The sequence below is a fragment of the Xanthomonas sp. NCPPB 901 genome (assembly GCF_056725085.1).
Window position 1 is genome coordinate 1,995,098 of sequence record NZ_CM161511.1, and the last position, 20,303, is coordinate 2,015,400.

A 20,303-nucleotide genomic window follows, 5' to 3' on the forward strand; every position below is an offset into this window, starting at 1 on the left:
AGCTCTTGCTGCGGCGCAGCGAGGCGGCGAGGGGCGGTCCGCTGGCGTTCGGGATGGTGCTGCTGGCGCGCCCCGCGATCGCCAAAAGTTACCAATTGCGCGCTAACTGGTTTACCATCTTGCCCATCACCTGATCCGGACCTGGGTGGCCCGCGGCAACGCCGGCCGAGCGTGCGACATGAGCACTACCACCGCCCTCGCGTGAGTTTCCGCCCAAGGCTGTCCGAGCAGGCGCCCTTGTGGCGCCTTCTTTCTGTCCCGCGCCCAGTCGCGACCGCCGCCGTGGTGGCGTGGACGCCGTCCTTCCGTTTCCCTTTCCGCCGACTCCCATGATCACGATCACGCTCCCCGACGGCAGCCGCCGCGAATTCGAACACCCCGTCAGCCCCATGGACGTGGCCCAGTCCATCGGCCCCGGCCTGGCCAAGGCGACCATCGCCGGCCAGGTCGACGGCCGCCTGGTCGACGCCTGCGACCTGATCGACCACGACGCCAGCCTGCGCCTGATCACCGCCAAGGACGCCGAGGGCGTGGAGATCATCCGCCACTCCTGCGCGCACCTGGTCGGTCACGCGGTCAAGCAGCTGTACCCCGAGGTCAAGATGGTGATCGGCCCGGTCATCGCCGAGGGCTTCTACTACGACATCTACAGCGAGCGCCCGTTCACCCCCGAGGACCTGGCGGCGATCGAGAAGCGCATGCAGGAGCTGATCGCGCAGGACTACGACGTGATCAAGAAGGTCACCCCGCGCGCCGAGGTGATCGAATTGTTCAAGCAGCGCGGCGAGGACTACAAGCTGCGCCTGATCGAGGAGATGCCCGACGACGTCACCGCGATGGGCCTGTACTACCACCAGGAATACGTGGACATGTGCCGCGGCCCGCACGTGCCGAACACGCGCTTCCTCAAGGCCTTCAAGCTGACCCGCATCTCCGGCGCCTACTGGCGCGGCGACGCCAAGAACGAGCAGCTGCAGCGCATCTACGGCACCGCCTGGGCCGACAAGAAGCAGCTCGACGCCTACATCCTGCGGATGGAGGAGGCCGACAAGCGCGACCACCGCAAGATCGGCAAGCAGCAGGACCTGTTCCACCTGCAGGAAGAGGGCCCGGGCCTGGTGTTCTGGCACCCCAAGGGCTGGTCGATCTGGCAGGTGGTCGAGCAGTACATGCGCAAGGTCTACCGCGACAGCGGCTACGGCGAGGTGCGCTGCCCGCAGATCCTGGACGTGTCGCTGTGGCAGAAGTCCGGCCACTGGGACAACTACCAGGACAACATGTTCTTCACCGAGTCGGAGAAGCGCACCTACGCGGTCAAGCCGATGAACTGCCCGGGCCACGTGCAGGTGTTCAACCAGGGCCTGCACAGCTACCGCGACCTGCCGATCCGCTACGGCGAGTTCGGCGCCTGCCACCGCAACGAGCCGTCCGGCGCGCTGCACGGCATCCTGCGCGTGCGCGGCTTCACCCAGGACGACGGCCACATCTTCTGCACCGAGCAGCAGATCGAGGCCGAGGTCACCGCCTTCCACCAGCAGGCGTTGAAGGTGTACGCCGACTTCGGCTTCGACGACATCCAGATCAAGATCGCCTTGCGCCCGGAAAAGCGCCTGGGCGACGATGCCACCTGGGACAAGGCCGAGGCCGCCCTGCGCGCCGCGCTCGGCGCCTGTGGGGTGGAGTGGCAGGAACTGCCGGGCGAGGGCGCCTTCTACGGCCCGAAGATCGAGTACCACCTGAAGGACGCGATCGGCCGCACCTGGCAGCTCGGCACCATGCAGGTCGATTTCATGATGCCCGGCCGCCTCGGCGCCGAGTACGTGGACGAGCACAGCCAGAAGAAGCATCCGGTCATGCTGCACCGGGCGATCGTCGGCTCGATGGAGCGGTTCATCGGCATCCTGATCGAGCACCATGCCGGCATGTTCCCGGCCTGGCTGGCGCCGGTGCAGGCCGTGGTCATGAACATCACCGACGCGCAGGCGGAGTATGTAGACAACGTGCGGAAACTCCTTGCAAATCAAGGCTTCCGCATCGAGGCCGATTTGCGGAACGAAAAAATCGGCTATAAGATTCGCGAACACACGCTGCAGCGGGTGCCGTACCTGTTGGTGGCGGGCGACCGCGAGACCGAAAACGGCGCCATTGCGGTCCGCACGCGATCGGGGGAGGATCTGGGCACCATGTCGGTCGCCGCCTTCGCCGAACGGCTGCGCGCCGAGCAGTTGGCGTGACACCACCCTGGCGCGGACGGACCTTCCGGCCGCGCCAGTCCGATTCCCCTGGGAGATTGCAACATCAGTACCCCTGACAACAAACAGAACCGCAAGAACCAAGAGATCCGCGTCCCGCGCGTGCGCGTGATCGGCGCGGACGGCGAGATGGTCGGCGTGTTGACCCGCGACGAAGCGCTGGCGCTGGCCGAAGAGGACGGACTCGATCTGGTCGAGATCCAGCCGCAGGCCGATCCGCCGGTCTGCAAGATCATGGACTTCGGCAAGTTCAAGTTCGAGCAGCAGAAGAAGGCCAACGAAGCCAAGAAGAAGACCAAGCAGGTCGAGATCAAGGAAATCAAGTTCCGTCCGGTCACGGACGAGGGCGATTACCAGATCAAGCTGCGCAACATGCGCCGCTTCCTCGAAGAGGGCGACAAGGTCAAGGTCAACATCCGCTTCCGCGGCCGCGAGATGAGCCATCAGGAGCTCGGTCGCGAAATGGCGGCACGGATCGAGGCCGATCTGGGCGAGGACATCGTCATCGAATCGCGTCCGCGCCTGGAAGGCCGGCAGATGGTGATGATGATCGCGCCGAAGAAGCGCTGATCCGCGGACCGCGGCCCAGGATCGCGCCCCGCCGCTGGCGGGTGCGCGATGTGCCGGTCCCTGCGCCCAGCCCCTTCTGACCTCCCGAGCGCAGCGACGGCTGCGCAGTCGGGACGTGGCTGTGCGCCGTGCAGCCCGCCAGAATCCCGAATCCCGGCGCGCCAGCGCCAGGATCGAACTGCATGATTTGCAAGGCATTCCAAGCCCTGGCATAATGCGCGGCCCAGTTCATCGGGATTGCCGTTCGCGCGGCAACAGGACCCGCCCGGATCCTCAGTGGATCAAGGGCTTACAAGCAGGTAAGGGCACGGACGGAAAGTGTGGCGCAGCCACCGCCCTGACCAGTGACAAAACACCATCAAGGACATTGCAATGCCCAAGATCAAGACCAACCGGGCGGCGGCCAAGCGTTTCCGCAAGACCGCCTCCGGCAAGTACAAGGCCGGCCACGCCAACCGTAGCCACATCCTCACCAAGAAAGCGACCAAGCGGAAGCGCAACCTGCGGCAGACGAACCACGTCCGTGCCGAGGACGCAGGCCGTCTGGACCGTATGCTTCCCTACCTCTGAGGACTGAACCATGGCTCGAGTCAAGCGTGGCGTCCAGGCGCGCCGTCGTCACAAGAAAGTTCTGAACCTCGCCAAGGGCTACTACAACGCCCGTCGCAAGGTCTTCCGCGTCGCCAAGCAGGCGGTGATCAAGGCGCAGCAGTACGCCTACATCGGCCGCAAGCAGAAGAAGCGCAATTTCCGTTCGCTGTGGATCACCCGCATCAATGCGGCGGCCCGCATCAACGGCATGAGCTACAGCCGTTTCATGAACGGCCTGCTCAAGGCCGGCATCACCCTCGACCGCAAGGTGCTGGCGGACATCGCCGTGCACGACGCGCAGGGCTTTGCCGCCCTGGCGGAGAAGGCCAAGGGCGCGCTGGCGGCATAAGTGCGAGTCCCCGCAGAAGCCCGCACGTCCATGTGCGGGGTTCCGGCGAGGTGCAATCGCAGGCATGCGGGGGAAGGGCGCGAGTCCTTCCCCTTTTGCGTTTTTGGGCGTCCCGATGCGGGATGCCTGCCGGGTAGGTGAGGTCCCGCACCGGTGGGACACGGTGGCCACGGTTCGGCCGGAGCAGTGAGGCGCGAGTGCAATGAGTGAGATCGATTCCCTGAGCGGGCAGGCGCTGGCGGACATCGCCGCGGCGCAGAGTCCGGAGGCGCTGGAGCAACTGCGGGTCGCGCTGCTCGGCAAGAGCGGCAGCATCACCGCCCAGCTCAAGCAGCTCGGCGCGCTGGCGCCGGAGCAGCGCAAGCTGGCCGGCGAGGCGATCAACCGCGCGCGCGACACGGTGTCGGCGGCGCTGGCCGAGCGCCGCGCGCTGCTGGAGACCGCGGCGCTGGACGCGCGCCTGGCCGCCGAGCGCATCGACGTGACCCTGCCGGGCCGGCGCGGCGAGCGCGGTGGGCTGCATCCGGTCACCCGCACCCTGGAACGCATCACCGAGATCTTCGCGCGGCTGGGCTACGCGCTGTCCGACGGCCCCGAGATCGAGGACGACTGGCACAACTTCGAGGCGCTGAACTTCCCGCCGCACCACCCGGCGCGGGCGATGCACGACACCTTCTATTTCGGCGACGGCCGCCTGCTGCGCACCCATACCTCGGGCGTGCAGGTGCGCTACATGGGCGAGCACGCGCCGCCGCTGCGCATGATCGCCGCCGGCAAGGTCTACCGCAGCGACAGCGACCAGACCCACTCGCCGATGTTCCACCAGGTCGAAGGCCTGCTGGTCGACGAGCACGCGACCTTCGCCGACCTCAAGGGCACCCTGGCCGAGTTCGTGCGCGCGTTCTTCGAGCGCGACTTCCAGATGCGCTTCCGTCCCAGCTACTTCCCGTTCGTCGAGCCCGGCGCCGAGGTCGACATCGCCTGGCAGCAGCCCGACGGCAGCACCCGCTGGCTGGAAGTGCTCGGCTGCGGCATGGTCCACCCGAACGTGCTGCGCAACGTCGGCATCGACCCGGAACGCTACACCGGCTTCGCCTTCGGCATGGGCGTGGAGCGCTTCGCGATGCTGCGCTACGGCGTCAACGACCTGCGCGCCTTCTTCGAGAACGACGTGCGGTTCCTGCGGCAGTTCGCTTGAGGGCAGGGATTGGTGATTCGGGAGTGGGGATTCGCGAAAGCGGGTCCACGCTGCTTCCGGATCTCGCTTGACCCGCTCTTACGAATCCCCACTCCCGACTCTCCAATCCCGGCTCCCCAATGAAATTCAGCGAAAACTGGCTGCGCAGCCACGTTCCGACCCAGGCCTCGCGCGAGCAGCTCGTGGCTACCCTGACCGCCATCGGCCTGGAGGTCGAGGAGGTCGTGCCGCTCGGCGACGGCCTGCAGCAGGTGGTGGTGGCGCGGATCGTCGAGGCCGCGCCGCATCCGGAGGCCGACCGGCTGCAGGTGTGCCGGGTCGATGCCGGGCAGGGCGAGTTGCTGCAGATCGTCTGCGGTGCGCCGAACGCGCGCGCCGGGCTGGTCGCGCCGCTGGCGCTGGTCGGCGCCCAGGTCGGCGGCATCGCGATCAAGCCGGCCAAGCTGCGCGGGGTCGCCTCCAACGGCATGCTGTGCTCGGCCAAGGAATTGGGCCTGGACAGCGATGCGTCCGGCCTGTTCGAACTGCCCGACGATGCGCCGGTCGGCCAGGCGCTGACCGCGTACCTGGGGCTGCCCGACGCCAGCATCGAGATCAAGCTCACTCCCAACCGCGCCGACTGCTTCGGCGTGCGCGGCATCGCCTACGACGTGGCCGCGGCCTGCGGCAGCGACGTGCTGCCGTTGGTGGTGACGCCGGCCGAGGTGGGCAGCGCGCGCACGCTGCCGGTCGCGCTGGACGCGGGCGCCGATGCGCCGCGTTACTGCGGCCGCGTGGTCGAGGACCTGGACCCGGCGGCGAAGACGCCGCTGTGGATGGCCGAGCGCCTGCGCCGCAGCGGCGTGCGTCCGCTGTCGCTGCTGGTGGACATCACCCAGTACGTGATGCTGGAACTGGGCCAGCCGATGCATGCGTTCGATCTGGAGACCCTGCAGGGTCCGATCGGCGTGCGCCATGCGCGCGCCGGCGAGACCCTGACCCTGCTCGACGGCCGCGAGGCCGCGCTGGATCCGGGCTTCCTGCTGGTCACCGACGCCGACCGGCCGGTGGCGCTGGCCGGGCTGATGGGCGGCCACGCCACCCGCGTCACCGACACCACCCGGCACGTGTTCCTGGAAGCGGCGCATTTCGCCCCGGCGGCGATCATGGGCCGTGGCCGCAAGCTCGGCCTGCACACCGATGCCGGCCACCGTTTCGAACGCGGCGTGGACCCGGCGCTGCCGCGGCAGGCGCTGGAACTGGCGACGCGGCTGGTGCTGGAGCTGGCCGGTGGGCGCGCCGGTCCGGTGGTCGAGGCCGAGTTGCCCGAATTCCTGCCGGCACCGGCGCCGATCGCGCTGCGCCGCGCGCGCATCCTGCGCGTGCTCGGCATCGAGATCGCCGATGCCGACGTGGAACGCATCCTGCGCGCGCTGGGCATGCAGGTGGTCGCGACGGCCGACGGCTGGCAGGTCACCGCGCCGAGCCGCCGCTTCGACATCGCCCTGGAAGAGGACCTGATCGAGGAGCTGGCGCGCATCCACGGCTACGACCGCCTGCCGACCACCTTGCCCGGCGGCGCCACGCGCATCGCCATGGACAGCGAGACCCAACTGGACGAGTGCAGCGTGCGCCGGCAGTTGCTGGCTCGCGACCTGCTGGAGACCATCAACTACGCCTTCGTCGATGCCGCGCTGCTGGACCAGTGGGGCCTGCACGAGGGCCGCGTGGCCCTGGCCAACCCGCTCAGCGCCGAGCTGGCGGTGATGCGTCCGTCGCTGCTGCCGGGCCTGGTCGCCGCGCTGGGTCGCAACGTGGCGCGCCAGGCTGGGCGCGTGCGCCTGTTCGAACTGGGCAAGGTGTTCGCCGCGGCGGCGCAGGCCGGCGCGGCGCCGACCGAGACCCAGCGCGTGGCGGCCGCGGTGTGCGGCGACGCCGACGCCCTGCAGTGGGGCCTGCCGGCGCGCAAGGTCGATTTCCACGACCTCAAGGGCGACCTGGACTCCCTGGCCGCGGCATCCGGCGCGCGCCTGGACTACCGGCCGTCGACGCATCCGTTCGCGCATCCGACCCGCTCGGCCGACGTCTATCGCGACGACGTGCGGATCGGCTGGATCGGCCAGCTGCACCCGCGGCTGCTGCAGGCCATGCAGATCGACGTCGACGTGCTGGCGTTCGAGCTGGACCTGGCGCCGCTGGCCGCGCGTGCCCTGCCGCGCGCCGCCGAGCTGTCGCGGTTCCCGTCGGTGCGCCGCGACCTGGCCTTCGTGGTGCCGGAGGCGGTGAGCTGGGCGGCGCTGGCGCGCAGCGTGCGAGCGGCCGTGGGGCCCTTGCTGCGCGAGGTGGTGCTGTTCGACCGCTACGTCGGCGCGGGGGTCGAGGCTGGTTGCAAGAGTCTCGCTATGGGCTTGATTTTGCAGGACAACACGCGCACTCTGACAGACCGCGACGTGGAGGCGGTGGTCGCCGAAGCGGTCGCGGCGCTGGCGCGCGAACACGACGCGCGGATGCGTGGTTGAGAAGGACAGGGGGATAGCAGGGCAATGGCGTTGACCAAAGCGGAAATGGCCGAGCGGTTGTTCGACGAAGTCGGGCTGAACAAGCGCGAGGCCAAGGAATTCGTCGATGCGTTCTTCGACGTGCTGCGCGATGCGCTCGAGCAGGGGCGTCAGGTGAAGCTGTCCGGTTTCGGCAACTTCGACCTGCGCCGCAAGAACCAACGGCCCGGTCGCAACCCCAAGACCGGCGAAGAGATCCCGATTTCGGCGCGGACGGTGGTGACCTTCCGTCCCGGACAGAAGCTCAAGGAGCGAGTGGAGGCATATGCTGGACCCGGGCAGTAACCGCGAACTTCCGCCGATTCCGGCCAAGCGCTACTTCACCATCGGTGAGGTCAGCGAGCTGTGCGACGTCAAGCCGCACGTGCTGCGCTACTGGGAGACCGAGTTCCCCAGCCTGGAACCGGTCAAGCGACGCGGCAACCGGCGCTACTACCAGCGCCACGACGTGCTGATGGTGCGGCAGATCCGCAGCCTGCTGTACGAACAGGGCTACACCATCGGCGGCGCGCGGCTGCGCCTGGAGGGCGAGGGCGCGCGCCAGGAGTCGGCGCTGAGCAACCAGATCATCAAGCAGGTGCGGCAGGAGCTGGAAGAAGTCCTGCAGTTGTTGCGGCGCTGAGCGGACGGCGGCGCCCCAGCCGCTAGGAATGCCTGCGGCAAACCCGCTATAATCGCCAACTCGCCGCAAGGCGGGTCCGCCACGACGGCGGAGACACCCATCGGGGTATAGCGCAGCCTGGTAGCGCACTAGTCTGGGGGACTAGTGGTCGTCGGTTCGAATCCGGCTACCCCGACCATCTTTCGAAGGCCCATGTCCCGCGACATGGGCCTTTTTGTTTGTGCCGTGTGCCGGGCGAGGGTGGGCGGCGGCGGTCACGCGGCAGGCGAGCCGCCCGCCCAGGTGCGAATGGCAACTTCGTGCCGGCGTCGCCACACGTGGCGATCTGTAACGTCGCGCGGGCGTCGAACCCGGCGCCGTAGACAAAATGTTCGCGATTGCGCCGTTCCGGAGCGCCGCCGCCGCCCTGCCGGAACGCAAAGCCGCACCGGAACTGGGAACCGCGCAGCGTCAATCCGTTGACATTGATCACGTTAACGTCGCGTCGATGGAACGTTCACCCGCCCTTGCTAGGCTGAACTGACGGACATGTAGTTGAATCCCCGCGTTACTGCGTCAAAAAAATGTCGGGTAACGCCTTGGTGACGGCAGATGCCTGTGCCATAGTGCGTTGCAACACGAAGCTTCGCTGTTGGCCAGGGCCATTCGTCCCAGGCAGGAATTGAGACCGTCATCATCCCCCGGCCGGGAATGGAACCCCTGGCCGGCTGGGCGAGTGCGGCACTTCGAAAACCATTCGACAGAGGGCATCAGCATCGCGCATGGGTAAACTCTCCGTGACCTTCCACTGGGCGCTGGCCCTTTTCTGTCTGGCACTGCTGTCGGCATGCAGCAGCGGGCCAGCGATGCGGTCCGACCTGCCGCCGGGCGATCCGCTTGCCGCGTCCATGGGCAAGCCGGAATACCTGCTGGGCCCGGGCGACCTGCTCACGGTCAAGGTGTTCCAGGTCGACGATCTGGAGCGCCAGGTGCGGGTCGACAACGAGGGCCGCATCTCGCTGCCGCTGATCGGCGACGTCAAGGCCGCCGGCTCCAGCGTCAACGCCCTGCAGAAGGAGATCGCCGACCGCTACCGCAATGGCTACCTGCAGAACCCGCAGGTGTCGGTGCTGGTCGACGAGTTCACCGGCAACCGGGTCACGGTCACCGGTGCGGTATCCGAGCCGGGCATCTATCCCATCCAAGGCTCCGCACTGACCCTGCAGCAGGCGCTGTCGCTGGGCAAGGGCGTCAGTGACGTGGCCAGCCGCGGCAATGTGGTGGTGTTCCGCACCGTCGGCGGGCAGAAGATGCTGGCCCGCTTCGATCTGCGCGATATCCAGAAGGGCGCCGCGCCCGACCCGGCGATCTATGGCGGCGACATCGTGGTGGTGTACCGCTCCGATGCGCTGGTGGTGCTGCGCACCGTGGTGCAACTGACTCCGTTCGTGATGGTCTGGAGGGCCTACCGATGAGCGCCTCCACCCTGCCTCCGGCCTCCGTGCCGCATCCGCGCCCGGTGGGCGCCCCGCTGAGCCCGGCCGACATCGGCCTGCTGGACTACTGGAATGCGCTGTACCGCCAGCGTTGGCTGATCGTCGGCATCACCGCCGCGGTGGTGCTGCTGGCGCTGCTGGTCACCTTGCTGATGACGCCCAAGTACCGCGCCACCAGCGTGCTGCAGATCGAGCGCGAATCGCTCAACGTCGCCAACGTCGCCAACCTGATGCCGGTGGAATCGCCGCAGGACCGCGACTTCTACCAGACCCAGTACGAACTGCTCGGCAGTCGTTCGCTGGCGCGGCAGGTGATCCGCGAGGCCAAGCTGACCCAGGATCCGGCGTTCAAGCCGCTGGTGGACGAAGCCCTGGAGAAGCTGCAGAACAACGGCGACGGACGCGCGCCGACGCCGCAGGCGCGCGCCGCGGCGGCGGAAAACGCGCTGGTCGGCCCGGTGCTGGACGCATTGACCATCGAGCCGGTCCGCGACTCGCGCCTGGTGCGGATCAACTTCGATTCGCCCGACCGCGTGCTGGCCGCGCGCGTGGCCAATACCTACGCCAAGATGTTCATCGCCTCGACCCAGGAACGCCGGCTGCAGGCGTCCTCGTTCGCCGCGCGCTACCTGTCCGAACGCCTTGCGCAACTGCGCGACAGGGTCGAGGAGTCGGAGAAGAACGCGGTCGACTATTCCAGCAAGGAACAGATCGTGTCGATGGGCGAGGACAAGCCGTCGCTGCCGACGCAGAACATGAGCGAGCTGAATGTGCGCCTGGCTGCGGCGCAGGACGCGCGGATCAAGGCCGAGGCGGCCTGGCGCCAGGCCGGCATCGGCGACGGCATGGGCCTGCCGCAGGTGGTCAGCAGTCCGCTGATCCAGAGCCTGCGCACCGAGCAGGCGAAGCTGACCGCCGACTACCAGCAGAAGCTGGCCACGTTCCAGCCTGGCTACCCGGAAATGCAGCGCCTGCAGAACCAGATCGCCGAGACCAAGCGGCAGATCGCCAACGAGATCGCCAACATCCGCAGCGCGCTGAAGAACGACTACGAGGCGGCGCGGCAGCAGGAGACCCTGCTCAGCGACCGCATCGCCGCGCTGAAGAACGACGAACTGGACCTGCAGACCCGCAGCATCCGCTACACCATGCTGCGCCGCGAGGCCGACACCAATCGCCAGCTCTACGACGCGCTGCTGCAGCGCTACAAGGAGATTGGCGTGGTCGGCAACGTCGGCACCAACAACATTTCGATCGTCGACCGCGCCGACGTGCCGGGCAAGCCGAGTTCGCCGAAGAAGCTGCTCAACCTGGCGCTGGCGTTCGTGTTCGGCCTGTTCCTGGCGGTGGCGGTGGCGCTGGTGCGCTACTTCATCGGCGAGGCCGAAGCCGCGGCGGCGGCCTCGCCGTGAGGTGGCGGCGCCATGGCGGGTTGCACCGCGCCAGGCGCCGGCGCGTGCCGCAACGCACACGACGGCATCGGTTCGACGCACAGTCTTCAGTGAGGTGATACGTGGTTCAGCTAAGCAATGAGGTGCTCCATTATTTTCCTGCTCGGTTGTACGAAGACGTTGTTCTGTTGAAGTAATCACGGGCTGCCGTGGACCTGGGGTCGGCGAGGGAGGCGCCGCAGCGGTCCACAGGCAGGCGAAATCGAGGCCCGGCGGCGTCGCATGTTCCCCCGCATGCCGATCGACCGGGTTTGGATAGGAATCCCGATCATGCTTTTGGCAGACCTGAGTAGCGCCACCTATACGACCTCCTCGCCGCGCATGCTGTCCAAGTACGCGGCCGCGGCAGACATCCTGTTGCGCGTGTCCGACCTGACCGTCATGGTCGGCAGCGCGTTGCTGACCCATCGGTTGCTGTTCGGCAGCTGGATGCCGGAACCGGCATACCGGGTGGCGATCGGCACCACACTGCTGTACGCGGTGATCTGCTTCGCCCTGTTTCCGCTGTACCGCAGCTGGCGCGGGCGCGGCCTGCTGCGCGAGATGATGGTGTTGAGCCTGGCCTGCGGCGGCGTGTTCGCCTTGTTCGCCGTGCATGCCTTCGTGGTGCAGTTCGGCCAGCAGGTCTCGCGGCTGTGGATCGGCACCTGGTTCGTCACCAGCCTGGCGACGTTGCTGCTCTCGCGCACGGTGGTGCGCGGCGTGCTCAACCGCCTGCGCTCGGAAGGCGTGGACGTGCAGCGCGTGGTGGTGGTCGGCCTGCGCCATCCGGTGGTGAAGATCCACAACTACCTGAGCCGCAATCCCTGGGTCGGCATGCAGGTGGTGGGCTACTTCAGCAGCGACTACGACCTGTCGGTGGCCGACCATCCGCAGAAGCTGCAGTGCCTGGGCGAGGGCAACGCCGATGCGCTGATCGACTATCTCGACGACCACCAGGTCGAGCAGGTGTGGATCTCGCTGCCGCTGGGCGAGCGCGACCACATCAAGCAGTTGCTGCAGCGCATGGATCGTTATCCGATCCAGGTCAGGCTGATCCCCGACCTGTTCGACTTCGGCATGCTCAACCAGTCCGGCGACCAGATCGGCAACGTGCCGGTGATCAACCTGCGCCAGGGCGGGGTGGACCGCAACACCTACTTCGTGGTCGCCAAGGCGCTGCAGGACAAGCTGGTGGCCCTGGCCGCGCTGGCGGTGCTGTGGCCGCTGATGCTGGCGATCGCGGTGGGCGTGAAGCTCAGTTCGCCGGGTCCGGTGTTCTTCCGCCAGCGCCGCCACGGCCTGGGCGGGCGCGAGTTCTACATGTACAAGTTCCGCTCCATGCGCGTGCAGCAGGAGCCCAGCGAGGTGGTGGTGCAGGCCACCCGCGGCGACAGCCGGGTGACCCGCTTCGGCGCGTTCCTGCGCCGCACCAGCCTGGACGAACTGCCGCAGCTGTTCAACGTGCTCGGCGGCAGCATGTCGGTGGTGGGGCCGCGTCCGCACGCGGCGCAGCACAACACCCACTACGAGAAGCTGATCCACCATTACATGCAGCGGCATTACGTCAAGCCGGGCATCACCGGCTGGGCGCAGGTCAACGGCTTCCGTGGCGAGACGCCGGAACTGCGCACGATGAAGAAGCGCATTCAGTACGACCTGGACTACATCCGTCGCTGGTCGTTGTGGCTGGACACGCGGATCATCGTGCTCACCGCGTTCAAGGTGCTCGGGCAGAAGACCGCCTACTGATGCGCCCGATGCGTCTTCCTCCCGCCGACCGTGTGCAGCGCCGGCGTCGCCCCCGCGTCGCCGTCGTTCCTGCCCTGCCTGCGCCGAATGGCGCCACGCGCCGCACGCCGGCGCCACGCCGGGCGCGTGTCCAGCGTGGCGCCATCGCGCGATGCGCCGCCGCGCTGAGGTGCGCATGCTGAGCGCGCCGGACATGCCGCTGCGCGAGCAGCGCCGCAACCTGCTGATCGAGCTGGTGCTGCTGTTCGCCATCGGCTACAACTTCGTGCTGGCGGTGATCAACGCCAAGGTGTTCCGGGTCAGCCCGGCGATGACCTATGTGGTGGAGCTGGCGGTGTACGCGGCCTGCTTCCTGCTCGGCCTGCGCGCGCTGGACCGCAAGCGCATGGCGATGGTGTTCACCGGCATCGCCCTGCTGGCGCTGCTGATGCTGGTGCGCCTGTTCCTGGCCTGGTCGCTGGATCCGAAGTTCTTCCGCGATGCGCTGATCCCGTTCGCCTTCCTGATCCTCGGCGCGGCCTATACCGGCTCGCTGCCGCGCATGTTCGTGCGCATGGCGCTGCTGGTGTCGCTGGTGGCGGTGTTCGAACTGGCCTTGCCCAAGGTCTATGGCGACGTGGTCAACCCCAAGAGCTACTTCGTCAATGCGCGCGGCGCCAGTGCGTCGAGCTTCTGGAACCAGGACAGCAACCTGTTCGTCAGCGCGACGCGGCCGGGCGCGCGCAACTTCCTGCCCTCGTCGAACCTGCCGCGCGCCTCCTCGGTGTTCATCGAGCCGGTGACGATGGGCAACTTCATCATCTTCTTCGCCGCCATCCTGCTGACCTTCTGGCGCTGGATGCGGCCGCTGGCGATCGTCGCATCGGTGGCGATGATCGGCTTCCTGATCGTGGCCTCGGACGGACGCCTGGCCGCCGGCACCTGCGTGATGATGGCGCTGCTGAGCCCCTTGCTGTTGCGCATGGACCAGCGCCTGGGATTTCTGATCTTCTTCGCGGTGTTGGGCGGTGCGTGGCTGCTGGTGTGGGCCTCGGGCATCCAGAGCTATGAGGACACCACCCTGGGACGGGTGTTCTTCACCGTCTATTCGATCCGCAACATGCGTGCCGATGCCTGGATGGGGCTGGACGTGGACCAGCCGTACCGCTACTTCGACAGCGGCATCGCCTATTTCATCTCCTCGCAGTCGGTGCTGCTGGTGCTGGCGTTCCTGCTGGCCTATTCGTTCGCGATGCTGATGCGCACCATCGAAGGGCAGCTGTTCAAGAACCTGCTGATCTTCGCGTTCTCGCTGAGCCTGCTGGTCTCCAACGGCTATTTCTCGATCAAGACCGCGGCGCTGTGGTGGTTCGTGTGCGGTTGCCTGTGGCAGATGGCACCGCGCCTGCGCGATGCGCCCGCGTTGCCGGCGGGGTCGGCCCCGGTCTCGCGGATTCCGGCGGTGCCGGCATGAGCGCGCCCGCCACGGCCGTCTCCGCGTCCGTGCCGGCGCAGGCGCGCAGCGCACGGACGCGTGCGCCGCGCGACATGCGCATCGATGCGGCCAAGGCGATTGCGATCCTGCTGGTGGTGTTCGGCCATGCCAAGGGCATCCCCCACGCCTACGTGATCCTGGCCTACAGCTTCCACGTGCCGATGTTCTTCCTGTTGTCGGGCTGGGTCGGCGAGGCCTTCGGCAACCGCCCGCTGACCCTGGCCACGGTCGGCAAGCTGGCGCGCAGCCTGCTGCTGCCTTACGTGGCGTTCTTCTTCGTCGCCTACGCGTACTGGATGCTGACCCGGCATATCGGCAGCAAGGCGCAACTGTGGGGCGACCGGCCCTGGTGGGAGCCGCTGCTGGGCCTGGTCAGCTGCATCGGCCCCAAGCTCTACGTGATGCCGGCGCTGTGGTTCCTGCCGGCGCTGTTCGTGAGCACGCTGGCCTATCTGGCGCTGCGCCGGGTGCTGTCGGTGCAGGCCCTGGCCGGGCTGTCGCTGCCGCTGGCCTGGGGCTGGGCGTGCTGGTTCCCGGGCCAGGACATGCGCCTGCCGTTCTCCCTGGACGTGCTGCCGGTGGCGCTGTGCTTCTTCGCGATCGGCGCGCTCGCGGCGACGCGGGCGCACTGGTGGCCGGCGCGGCCGGCCGGCAACGCGCTGGCGGCGGTGCTGCTGGGGGCCGTCTGGTTCGCGATCGCGTGGCACAACGGCCGCGTGGACGTGAACATGCTCAAGTTCGGCGATTCCCCGCTGGGTTTCCTCGCCGCCAGCCTGCTCGGCAGCGCGATGGCGCTGTGCGTCGCCGGACTCGTCCAGCACTGGGCCTGGCTGCAGTGGATCGGACGCAACACCTTGCTGATCCTGTGCACCCACACCTTGCTGTTCTCGGTGATGGCCGGCGTCGCCGCCCGCACCGGACTGGTCCGCGGCGATGCCTGGGGGCCGACCTGGGCGGTGTCGGTGAGCGTGCTGGCGGTGCTGGCCAGCGTGCCGATCCGGGTGGTGCTGGTGCGGGTGGCGCCGTGGATGATCGGCGTGCGGCGCGCCGCGCCGGCGGGAGCGGCGGCATGACGATGAGGATGACGGCGCGCGTGACGTCGGTTGGCGGAGGCCTGGCATGAAGGTGGTACACGTGGTGCGCCAGTTCCATCCGTCGGTGGGCGGCATGGAGGAGGTGGTGCTGAACATCGCGCGCCGCCATCTGCAACAGGGGCGCGACCAGGTCAAGGTGGTGAGCCTGGACCGGGTGTTCACCGATCCGCAGCAGCGCCTGGCGCCGCGCGATGCGTACCAGGGCGTGCCGATCGTGCGGCTGGCCTACCGCGGCTCCTCGCGCTACCCGCTGGCGCCGTCGGTGCTGGCGGCGGTGCGCGGCGCGGATCTGCTGCACGTGCACGGCATCGATTTCTTCTACGACTTCCTGGCCCTGACCCGGCCGTTGCACCGCATCCCGATGATCGTGTCCACCCATGGCGGCTTCTTCCACACCACCTATGCCTCGCGCCTGAAGATGCTCTGGTTCAAGACCCTCACCCGCGCCTCGGCGCTGGCCTATGCGCGGGTGGTGGCGACCAGCGAGAACGATGGCCGGCTGTTCTCGCAGGTGGTCGCGCCGCAGCGGCTGCGGGTGATCGAGAACGGCGTGGACGTGGACAAGTTCGCCGGCCAGGGCAGCGCCGCGCCCGGGCGCACGCTGATCTACTTCGGGCGCTGGTCGGTCAACAAGGGCTTGCTGGAGACCCTGGACCTGCTGCGCGCGCTGGCCGCGCACGACCCGGCCTGGCAGTTGATCGTGGCCGGTCGCGAGTACGACTTCAGCGTGGCCGACCTGCAGCAGGCGATCGCCGAGCGCAGCCTGCAGCAGCGGGTCCGCCTGCAGGTGGCGCCGACCCAGGCGCAACTGGCGCAGCTGCTCGGCAGCGCGCAGTACTTCGTGTGCCTGTCGCGGCACGAGGGCTTCGGCCTGGCCGCGGTGGAAGCGATGAGTGCCGGCCTGCTGCCGATCCTCAGCGACATCCCGCCGTTCGCGCGCCTGCACCGCGAGTCGGGGCAGGGCGTGCTGGTCGACCCGGCCGACCCGCAGGCGGCCGCGGCCACGGTGCGCGCCTTCGCCGCCGGCACCGATGCGGATTTCGCCGCGCAGCGCGCCGCGGCGATGGCGTACGCGCATCGCTACGACTGGGGCCGCGTGGTCGGCGCCTACCTGGACGAATACCGCCTGGCGCTGGGCGGCGCGGAGGGCGGCCGATGAGCGGCGAGCGCCAGCGCGACGACGCATCGCACGCGTCCGCGCCGACGATCACGGTGCTGTTGTCGACCGAGCGCCCGACCGCGACCACCAATCCTTACCTGACCCAACTCTATGCGGCGCTGCCGCCGCAGGTGCGGCTGCGTTTCTTCTCGATGCGCGCGGCGCTGCTGTCGCGCTACGACGTGCTGCACCTGCACTGGCCGGAGTACCTGTTGCGGCATCGCACGGCGCTCGGCACGCTGGCCAAGCAGCTCTGCGTCGCGGTGTTGCTGCTGCGCCTGCGCTTGGCTGGCGTGCCGCTGGTGCGCACCCTGCACAACGTGGCGCCGCACGAGGACAAGGGCTGGCGCGAACGCCTGCTGCTGCGCTGGATCGACCGCCAGACCGCGCGCTGGATCCGCATCAATGCGACCACGCCCGCACGCGCGCCGGCCACCGACACCATCCTGCACGGCCATTACCGCGACTGGTACGCGCCGCTGCCGCAACCGCCGCGGGTCCGCGGGCGCCTGCTGCATTTCGGACTGCTGCGCCCGTACAAGGGCGTGGAGACGCTGGTCGCCACCGTGCATGCGCTGCCGGATCCGCAGCTCAGCCTGCGCATCGCCGGCAATCCGATCGACGCGCAGATCCGCGGCGTGGTCGAGCGCGCCTGCGCCGAGGATCCGCGGATCAGCGCGCGCCTGCAATACGTCGAGGACGCGGTGCTGGCGCAGGAGATCGGCGAGGCCGAACTGGTGGTGCTGCCGTACCGGCAGATGCACAACTCCGGCACGCTGCTGTTGGCGCTGTCGCTGGCGCGCCCGGTGCTGGCGCCGTGGAGCGAGGCCAATGCCGCCATCGCCGACGAGGTCGGTGCGCAATGGGTGCAGCTGTACCAGGGCGAGCTGGATGCGACGCAACTGGCGCAAGCCCTGGCGCAGGCGCAGCAACTGCCGGCCGACGCCGTGCCGGACCTGTCGCGGCGCGATTGGAACGGCATCGGCCAGCAGCATTACCGCAGCTATCTGCAGGCGCTGACCGCGCAGCATGGGGAGGGCGCATGAGCAGCGCGGAGACGTCGCGGCCGGCGGCGCCGCAACCTGGGCTGGGTGCGCGCGCGGCCGGCGGCGCGGCGGTGACCATGGCCGGGCAGCTGGCGAAGATGGTGGTGCAGTTCGGCGGCATCGTGCTGCTGGCGCGGCTGCTGACGCCCTACGACTACGGCCTGATGGCGATGGTGACGGCGATCGTCGGCATGGCCGAGATCCTGCGCGATTTCGGCCTGTCCTCGGCGGCGATCCAGGCCAAGCACGTCAGCCGCGAGCAGCGCGACAACCTGTTCTGGATCAACAGCGGCATCGGCCTGGCGCTGGCGATCGTGGTGTTCCTGTCCTCGTCGTGGATCGCGCACTTCTATCGCGAGCCGGCCTTGCTGGGCATCTCGCAGGCGCTGGCGGTGACCTTCCTGCTCAACGGCATGACCACCCAGTACCGCGCGCACCTGAGCCGGGCGCTGCGCTTCGGCCAGGTGTCGCTGAGCGATGTCGGCGCGCAGGTGCTGGGCCTGCTCGCCGGCGTCGGCGTGGCCCTGGCCGGCTACGGCTACTGGGCGCTGGTCTGGCAGCAGGTGGTGCAGGCGCTGGTCAACCTGCTGATCGCCGGCGCCTGCGCGCGCTGGCTGCCGCGCGGCTACCGGCGCGATGCGCCGATGCGCACCTTCCTGAGCTTCGGCTGGAACCTGATGGCCGCGCAGTTGCTCGGCTACGCCAGCCGCAACGTCGGCCAGGTGATCATCGGCCACCGCATCGGCGCCGAGGCGCTGGGCCTGTACAACCGCGCGTTCCAGCTGCTGATGATGCCGCTGAACCAGATCAACGCGCCGGCCACCTCGGTGGCGCTGCCGGTGCTGTCGCAGCTGCAGGACGACCCGCCGCGCTTCGGCAACTTCCTGCTGCGCGGGCAGACGGTGATGGTGCACCTGATCGTGGCGCTGTTTTCCTTCGCCTGCGCGTTGGCGCTGCCGCTGATCGTGCTGGTGCTGGGCGAACAATGGCGGCCGGCGGTGCCGCTGTTCCAGGTGCTGACCCTGGGCGGCATCTTCCAGACCGCGTCCTACGCCACCTACTGGGTGTTCCTGGCGCTGGGCCTGATGCGCCAGCAGCTGGTGTACTCGGTGGTGGGGCGGGTGATGCTGATCGCCTGCATCTTCGCCGGCTCGCTGTGGGGCGTGATGGGCGTGACCGTGGGCTACACGCTGGGCCTGTTGGTGATGTGGCCGCTGTCGGTGATCTGGATCGCGCGCATCGCGCCGCAGATCCCGGCCTGGGAGCTGTTCAACAACGCCTTGCGCGCCGTGCTCGGCTACGGCGTCTGCGGCGTTGCCGCCTACCTGGCCGCGCAGCAGTGGGGCGGCGCGTCGCTGTGGCTGCAGCTCTTCGTCGGCGCGGCGGCGATGGCGCTGTCTGGCCTGCTGGTGTTCGCGCTGTGGCCGGCGTTCCGCCGCGACGTGCTGGCGATCCTGCAGATGCGCACGCTGTTACGCCAGGCGCGGGGCCAGCGATGAGCGAGGTGCGCCTGCGTGTTCTTCATTCTTCCATTCCGCATAGGAGCGACGGCATGAGCGACTCTTCCGCAGCGACGCTGTCCGCGTCCGCGCCGGCCGCGGCCGCCAGCGGCCGTGCACCGTGCTACCTGGTGCTGTCGGCGCACGACTACCGTACGCCGCGTCGTGCCAACATCCACTTCATCGCCGACGAGCTGGCCAAGCGCGGCACCACGCGCTTCTTCTCGCTGCGCTACAGCCTGCTGTCGCGGCTCAAGGGCGACCTGCGCCTGCCGCTGGACGCCAGCGCCAACCGCGTGGTCCGCCACAACGGCGTGGACTGCTATCTGTGGCGCGCGCTGCTGCATCCGTTCAACACCCGGCGGCGCTGGCTGCGGCCGCTGGAAGACCTGATGTTCAAGCTGTACGCGGCGCGCGCGCCGGCCACGCTGATCCGCTGGATGCGCGAGGCCGACGTGATCGTGTTCGAGAGCGGCATCGCGGTGGCCTTCATCGCGCTGGCGGCGCGGATCAATCCGACCGCACGCAAGGTGTATCGCGCCTCCGACGGCCTGAGCACGATCAACGTCGCCGACTACATCGAACGCGAGTTCGACCGCGTGGCGCCGAGCCTGGACGTGATCGCGCTGGTGTCGCCGGCGATGGCCGAGGAGGTCGCCAGCCGCCACAACGTGTACCACGTCGGCCACGGCGTGGACCACGACCTGCACACGCTCGGCGACCCGTCGCCGTACGGCGAGGGCATCCATGCGGTGGCGGTGGGCTCGATGCTGTTCGATCCCGACTTCTTCGTCGCCGCCAGCCGCGCCTTCCCGCAGGTCACCTTCCACGTCATCGGCTCGGGCATGGGCCGCGCACCGGGCTACGGCGACAACGTGGTGGTGTATGGCGAGATGAAGCATGCCGAGACCATCCGCTACATCAAGCATGCCCGCTTCGGCATCGCCCCGTACGCCTCCGAGCAGGTGCCGGCCTACCTGGCCGACAGCTCGATGAAGCTGCTGCAGTACGACTTCTTCGGCCTGCCGGCGGTGTGCCCCAATGCCGTGGTCGGCCGCTATCCGTCGCGCTTCGGCTACACCCCGGGCGACGAAGCATCCATCGTCGCGGCGATCGGGCAGGCGCTGCAGGCGCCGCACGTGCGCCATCGCCAGTGCCTGAGCTGGTCCGACACCACCGACCGGGTCCTGGACCCGGCCGCCTATCCGGAGACGCGCCTGTTCGCCGACGGCGTGGCCTAGCGCGTTTCACCGTC

Annotated in this window: 17 protein-coding genes and 1 tRNA gene; all 18 read left to right on the forward strand. The window is 68.6% G+C overall.

Annotation, left to right across the window (positions count from 1 at the left end; genetic code table 11):
* Positions 1-329: 329 nt before the first annotated feature.
* The 18 genes from thrS (at position 330) to AC1PME_RS08295 (ending at position 20,289) form a co-directional block, all read left to right on the forward strand.
* Positions 330-2,234 carry a threonine--tRNA ligase gene (thrS, locus tag AC1PME_RS08210; RefSeq protein WP_481097830.1) on the forward strand — a complete coding sequence of 635 codons (1,905 nt, stop codon included), beginning with the start codon at positions 330-332 and terminating at the stop codon, positions 2,232-2,234.
* A gap of 48 nt (positions 2,235-2,282) precedes the next feature.
* A complete protein-coding gene (gene infC / locus AC1PME_RS08215) occupies positions 2,283-2,822 on the forward strand; it encodes a translation initiation factor IF-3 (RefSeq protein WP_206234651.1) in 540 nt (179 codons plus the stop codon).
* A 372-nt stretch (positions 2,823-3,194) separates the two neighbouring features.
* A complete protein-coding gene (rpmI, locus tag AC1PME_RS08220) occupies positions 3,195-3,392 on the forward strand; it encodes a 50S ribosomal protein L35 (protein WP_010342861.1) in 198 nt (65 codons plus the stop codon).
* Positions 3,393-3,402: 10 nt separating this feature from the next.
* Complete coding sequence (gene rplT / locus AC1PME_RS08225) at positions 3,403-3,762, forward strand: 50S ribosomal protein L20 (RefSeq protein ID WP_010342859.1); 360 nt, start codon at positions 3,403-3,405, stop codon at positions 3,760-3,762.
* A gap of 202 nt (positions 3,763-3,964) precedes the next feature.
* The gene (gene pheS / locus AC1PME_RS08230; protein ID WP_481097831.1) at positions 3,965-4,960 is read left to right on the forward strand and encodes a phenylalanine--tRNA ligase subunit alpha; all 996 of its coding nucleotides are present in this window, start codon (positions 3,965-3,967) and stop codon (positions 4,958-4,960) included.
* A gap of 119 nt (positions 4,961-5,079) precedes the next feature.
* Positions 5,080-7,458 carry a phenylalanine--tRNA ligase subunit beta gene (pheT, locus tag AC1PME_RS08235; protein WP_481097832.1) on the forward strand — a complete coding sequence of 793 codons (2,379 nt, stop codon included), beginning with the start codon at positions 5,080-5,082 and terminating at the stop codon, positions 7,456-7,458.
* A 24-nt stretch (positions 7,459-7,482) separates the two neighbouring features.
* Positions 7,483-7,782, forward strand: a complete 300-nt coding sequence (locus tag AC1PME_RS08240; protein WP_003466661.1) for an integration host factor subunit alpha — start codon at positions 7,483-7,485, stop codon at positions 7,780-7,782.
* The gene (locus AC1PME_RS08245) at positions 7,763-8,119 is read left to right on the forward strand and encodes a MerR family transcriptional regulator (protein ID WP_009597860.1); all 357 of its coding nucleotides are present in this window, start codon (positions 7,763-7,765) and stop codon (positions 8,117-8,119) included. Before AC1PME_RS08240 ends, AC1PME_RS08245 begins: the two co-directional genes overlap by 20 nt.
* Before the next feature lie 101 nt (positions 8,120-8,220).
* Positions 8,221-8,297, forward strand: a tRNA-Pro gene (locus AC1PME_RS08250).
* 583 nt (positions 8,298-8,880) lie between these two features.
* Positions 8,881-9,573, forward strand: a complete 693-nt coding sequence (locus tag AC1PME_RS08255; RefSeq protein ID WP_307549820.1) for a polysaccharide biosynthesis/export family protein — start codon at positions 8,881-8,883, stop codon at positions 9,571-9,573.
* Positions 9,570-11,006, forward strand: a complete 1,437-nt coding sequence (locus tag AC1PME_RS08260) for a GumC family protein (protein WP_307549821.1) — start codon at positions 9,570-9,572, stop codon at positions 11,004-11,006. The genes AC1PME_RS08255 and AC1PME_RS08260 overlap by 4 nt, the downstream gene beginning before the upstream one ends.
* Positions 11,007-11,315: 309 nt before the next feature.
* Positions 11,316-12,776, forward strand: a complete 1,461-nt coding sequence (locus AC1PME_RS08265) for an undecaprenyl-phosphate glucose phosphotransferase (protein ID WP_254461115.1) — start codon at positions 11,316-11,318, stop codon at positions 12,774-12,776.
* Positions 12,777-12,951: 175 nt separating this feature from the next.
* Positions 12,952-14,229 carry a polysaccharide biosynthesis protein GumE gene (locus AC1PME_RS08270; RefSeq protein ID WP_254461390.1) on the forward strand — a complete coding sequence of 426 codons (1,278 nt, stop codon included), beginning with the start codon at positions 12,952-12,954 and terminating at the stop codon, positions 14,227-14,229.
* Positions 14,226-15,323, forward strand: coding sequence for an acyltransferase family protein (locus tag AC1PME_RS08275; RefSeq protein WP_254461116.1), 1,098 nt, complete (start codon positions 14,226-14,228; stop codon positions 15,321-15,323). Before AC1PME_RS08270 ends, AC1PME_RS08275 begins: the two co-directional genes overlap by 4 nt.
* A 46-nt stretch (positions 15,324-15,369) precedes the next feature.
* The gene (locus tag AC1PME_RS08280; RefSeq protein WP_481097833.1) at positions 15,370-16,503 is read left to right on the forward strand and encodes a glycosyltransferase family 4 protein; all 1,134 of its coding nucleotides are present in this window, start codon (positions 15,370-15,372) and stop codon (positions 16,501-16,503) included.
* The gene (locus AC1PME_RS08285; RefSeq protein ID WP_481097834.1) at positions 16,500-17,549 is read left to right on the forward strand and encodes a glycosyltransferase; all 1,050 of its coding nucleotides are present in this window, start codon (positions 16,500-16,502) and stop codon (positions 17,547-17,549) included. The genes AC1PME_RS08280 and AC1PME_RS08285 overlap by 4 nt, the downstream gene beginning before the upstream one ends.
* The gene (locus tag AC1PME_RS08290; RefSeq protein ID WP_481097835.1) at positions 17,546-19,048 is read left to right on the forward strand and encodes a lipopolysaccharide biosynthesis protein; all 1,503 of its coding nucleotides are present in this window, start codon (positions 17,546-17,548) and stop codon (positions 19,046-19,048) included. Before AC1PME_RS08285 ends, AC1PME_RS08290 begins: the two co-directional genes overlap by 4 nt.
* Before the next feature lie 53 nt (positions 19,049-19,101).
* Entirely contained in the window at positions 19,102-20,289 is a 1,188-nt protein-coding gene (locus AC1PME_RS08295) for a GumK N-terminal domain-containing glycosyltransferase (RefSeq protein WP_481097836.1), read from the forward strand.
* Positions 20,290-20,303: the final 14 nt, after the last annotated feature.

Coding starts and splice junctions, on each gene's coding strand:
- thrS (WP_481097830.1), top strand. CDS start 330: ATGATCACGATCACGCTCCCCGACGGCAGCCGCCGCGAATTCGAACAC.
- rpmI (WP_010342861.1), top strand. CDS start 3,195: ATGCCCAAGATCAAGACCAACCGGGCGGCGGCCAAGCGTTTCCGCAAG.
- rplT (WP_010342859.1), top strand. CDS start 3,403: ATGGCTCGAGTCAAGCGTGGCGTCCAGGCGCGCCGTCGTCACAAGAAA.
- pheS (WP_481097831.1), top strand. CDS start 3,965: ATGAGTGAGATCGATTCCCTGAGCGGGCAGGCGCTGGCGGACATCGCC.
- pheT (WP_481097832.1), top strand. CDS start 5,080: ATGAAATTCAGCGAAAACTGGCTGCGCAGCCACGTTCCGACCCAGGCC.
- AC1PME_RS08240 (WP_003466661.1), top strand. CDS start 7,483: ATGGCGTTGACCAAAGCGGAAATGGCCGAGCGGTTGTTCGACGAAGTC.
- AC1PME_RS08245 (WP_009597860.1), top strand. CDS start 7,763: ATGCTGGACCCGGGCAGTAACCGCGAACTTCCGCCGATTCCGGCCAAG.
- AC1PME_RS08255 (WP_307549820.1), top strand. CDS start 8,881: ATGGGTAAACTCTCCGTGACCTTCCACTGGGCGCTGGCCCTTTTCTGT.
- AC1PME_RS08260 (WP_307549821.1), top strand. CDS start 9,570: ATGAGCGCCTCCACCCTGCCTCCGGCCTCCGTGCCGCATCCGCGCCCG.
- AC1PME_RS08265 (WP_254461115.1), top strand. CDS start 11,316: ATGCTTTTGGCAGACCTGAGTAGCGCCACCTATACGACCTCCTCGCCG.
- AC1PME_RS08270 (WP_254461390.1), top strand. CDS start 12,952: ATGCTGAGCGCGCCGGACATGCCGCTGCGCGAGCAGCGCCGCAACCTG.
- AC1PME_RS08275 (WP_254461116.1), top strand. CDS start 14,226: ATGAGCGCGCCCGCCACGGCCGTCTCCGCGTCCGTGCCGGCGCAGGCG.
- AC1PME_RS08280 (WP_481097833.1), top strand. CDS start 15,370: ATGAAGGTGGTACACGTGGTGCGCCAGTTCCATCCGTCGGTGGGCGGC.
- AC1PME_RS08285 (WP_481097834.1), top strand. CDS start 16,500: ATGAGCGGCGAGCGCCAGCGCGACGACGCATCGCACGCGTCCGCGCCG.
- AC1PME_RS08290 (WP_481097835.1), top strand. CDS start 17,546: ATGAGCAGCGCGGAGACGTCGCGGCCGGCGGCGCCGCAACCTGGGCTG.
- AC1PME_RS08295 (WP_481097836.1), top strand. CDS start 19,102: ATGAGCGACTCTTCCGCAGCGACGCTGTCCGCGTCCGCGCCGGCCGCG.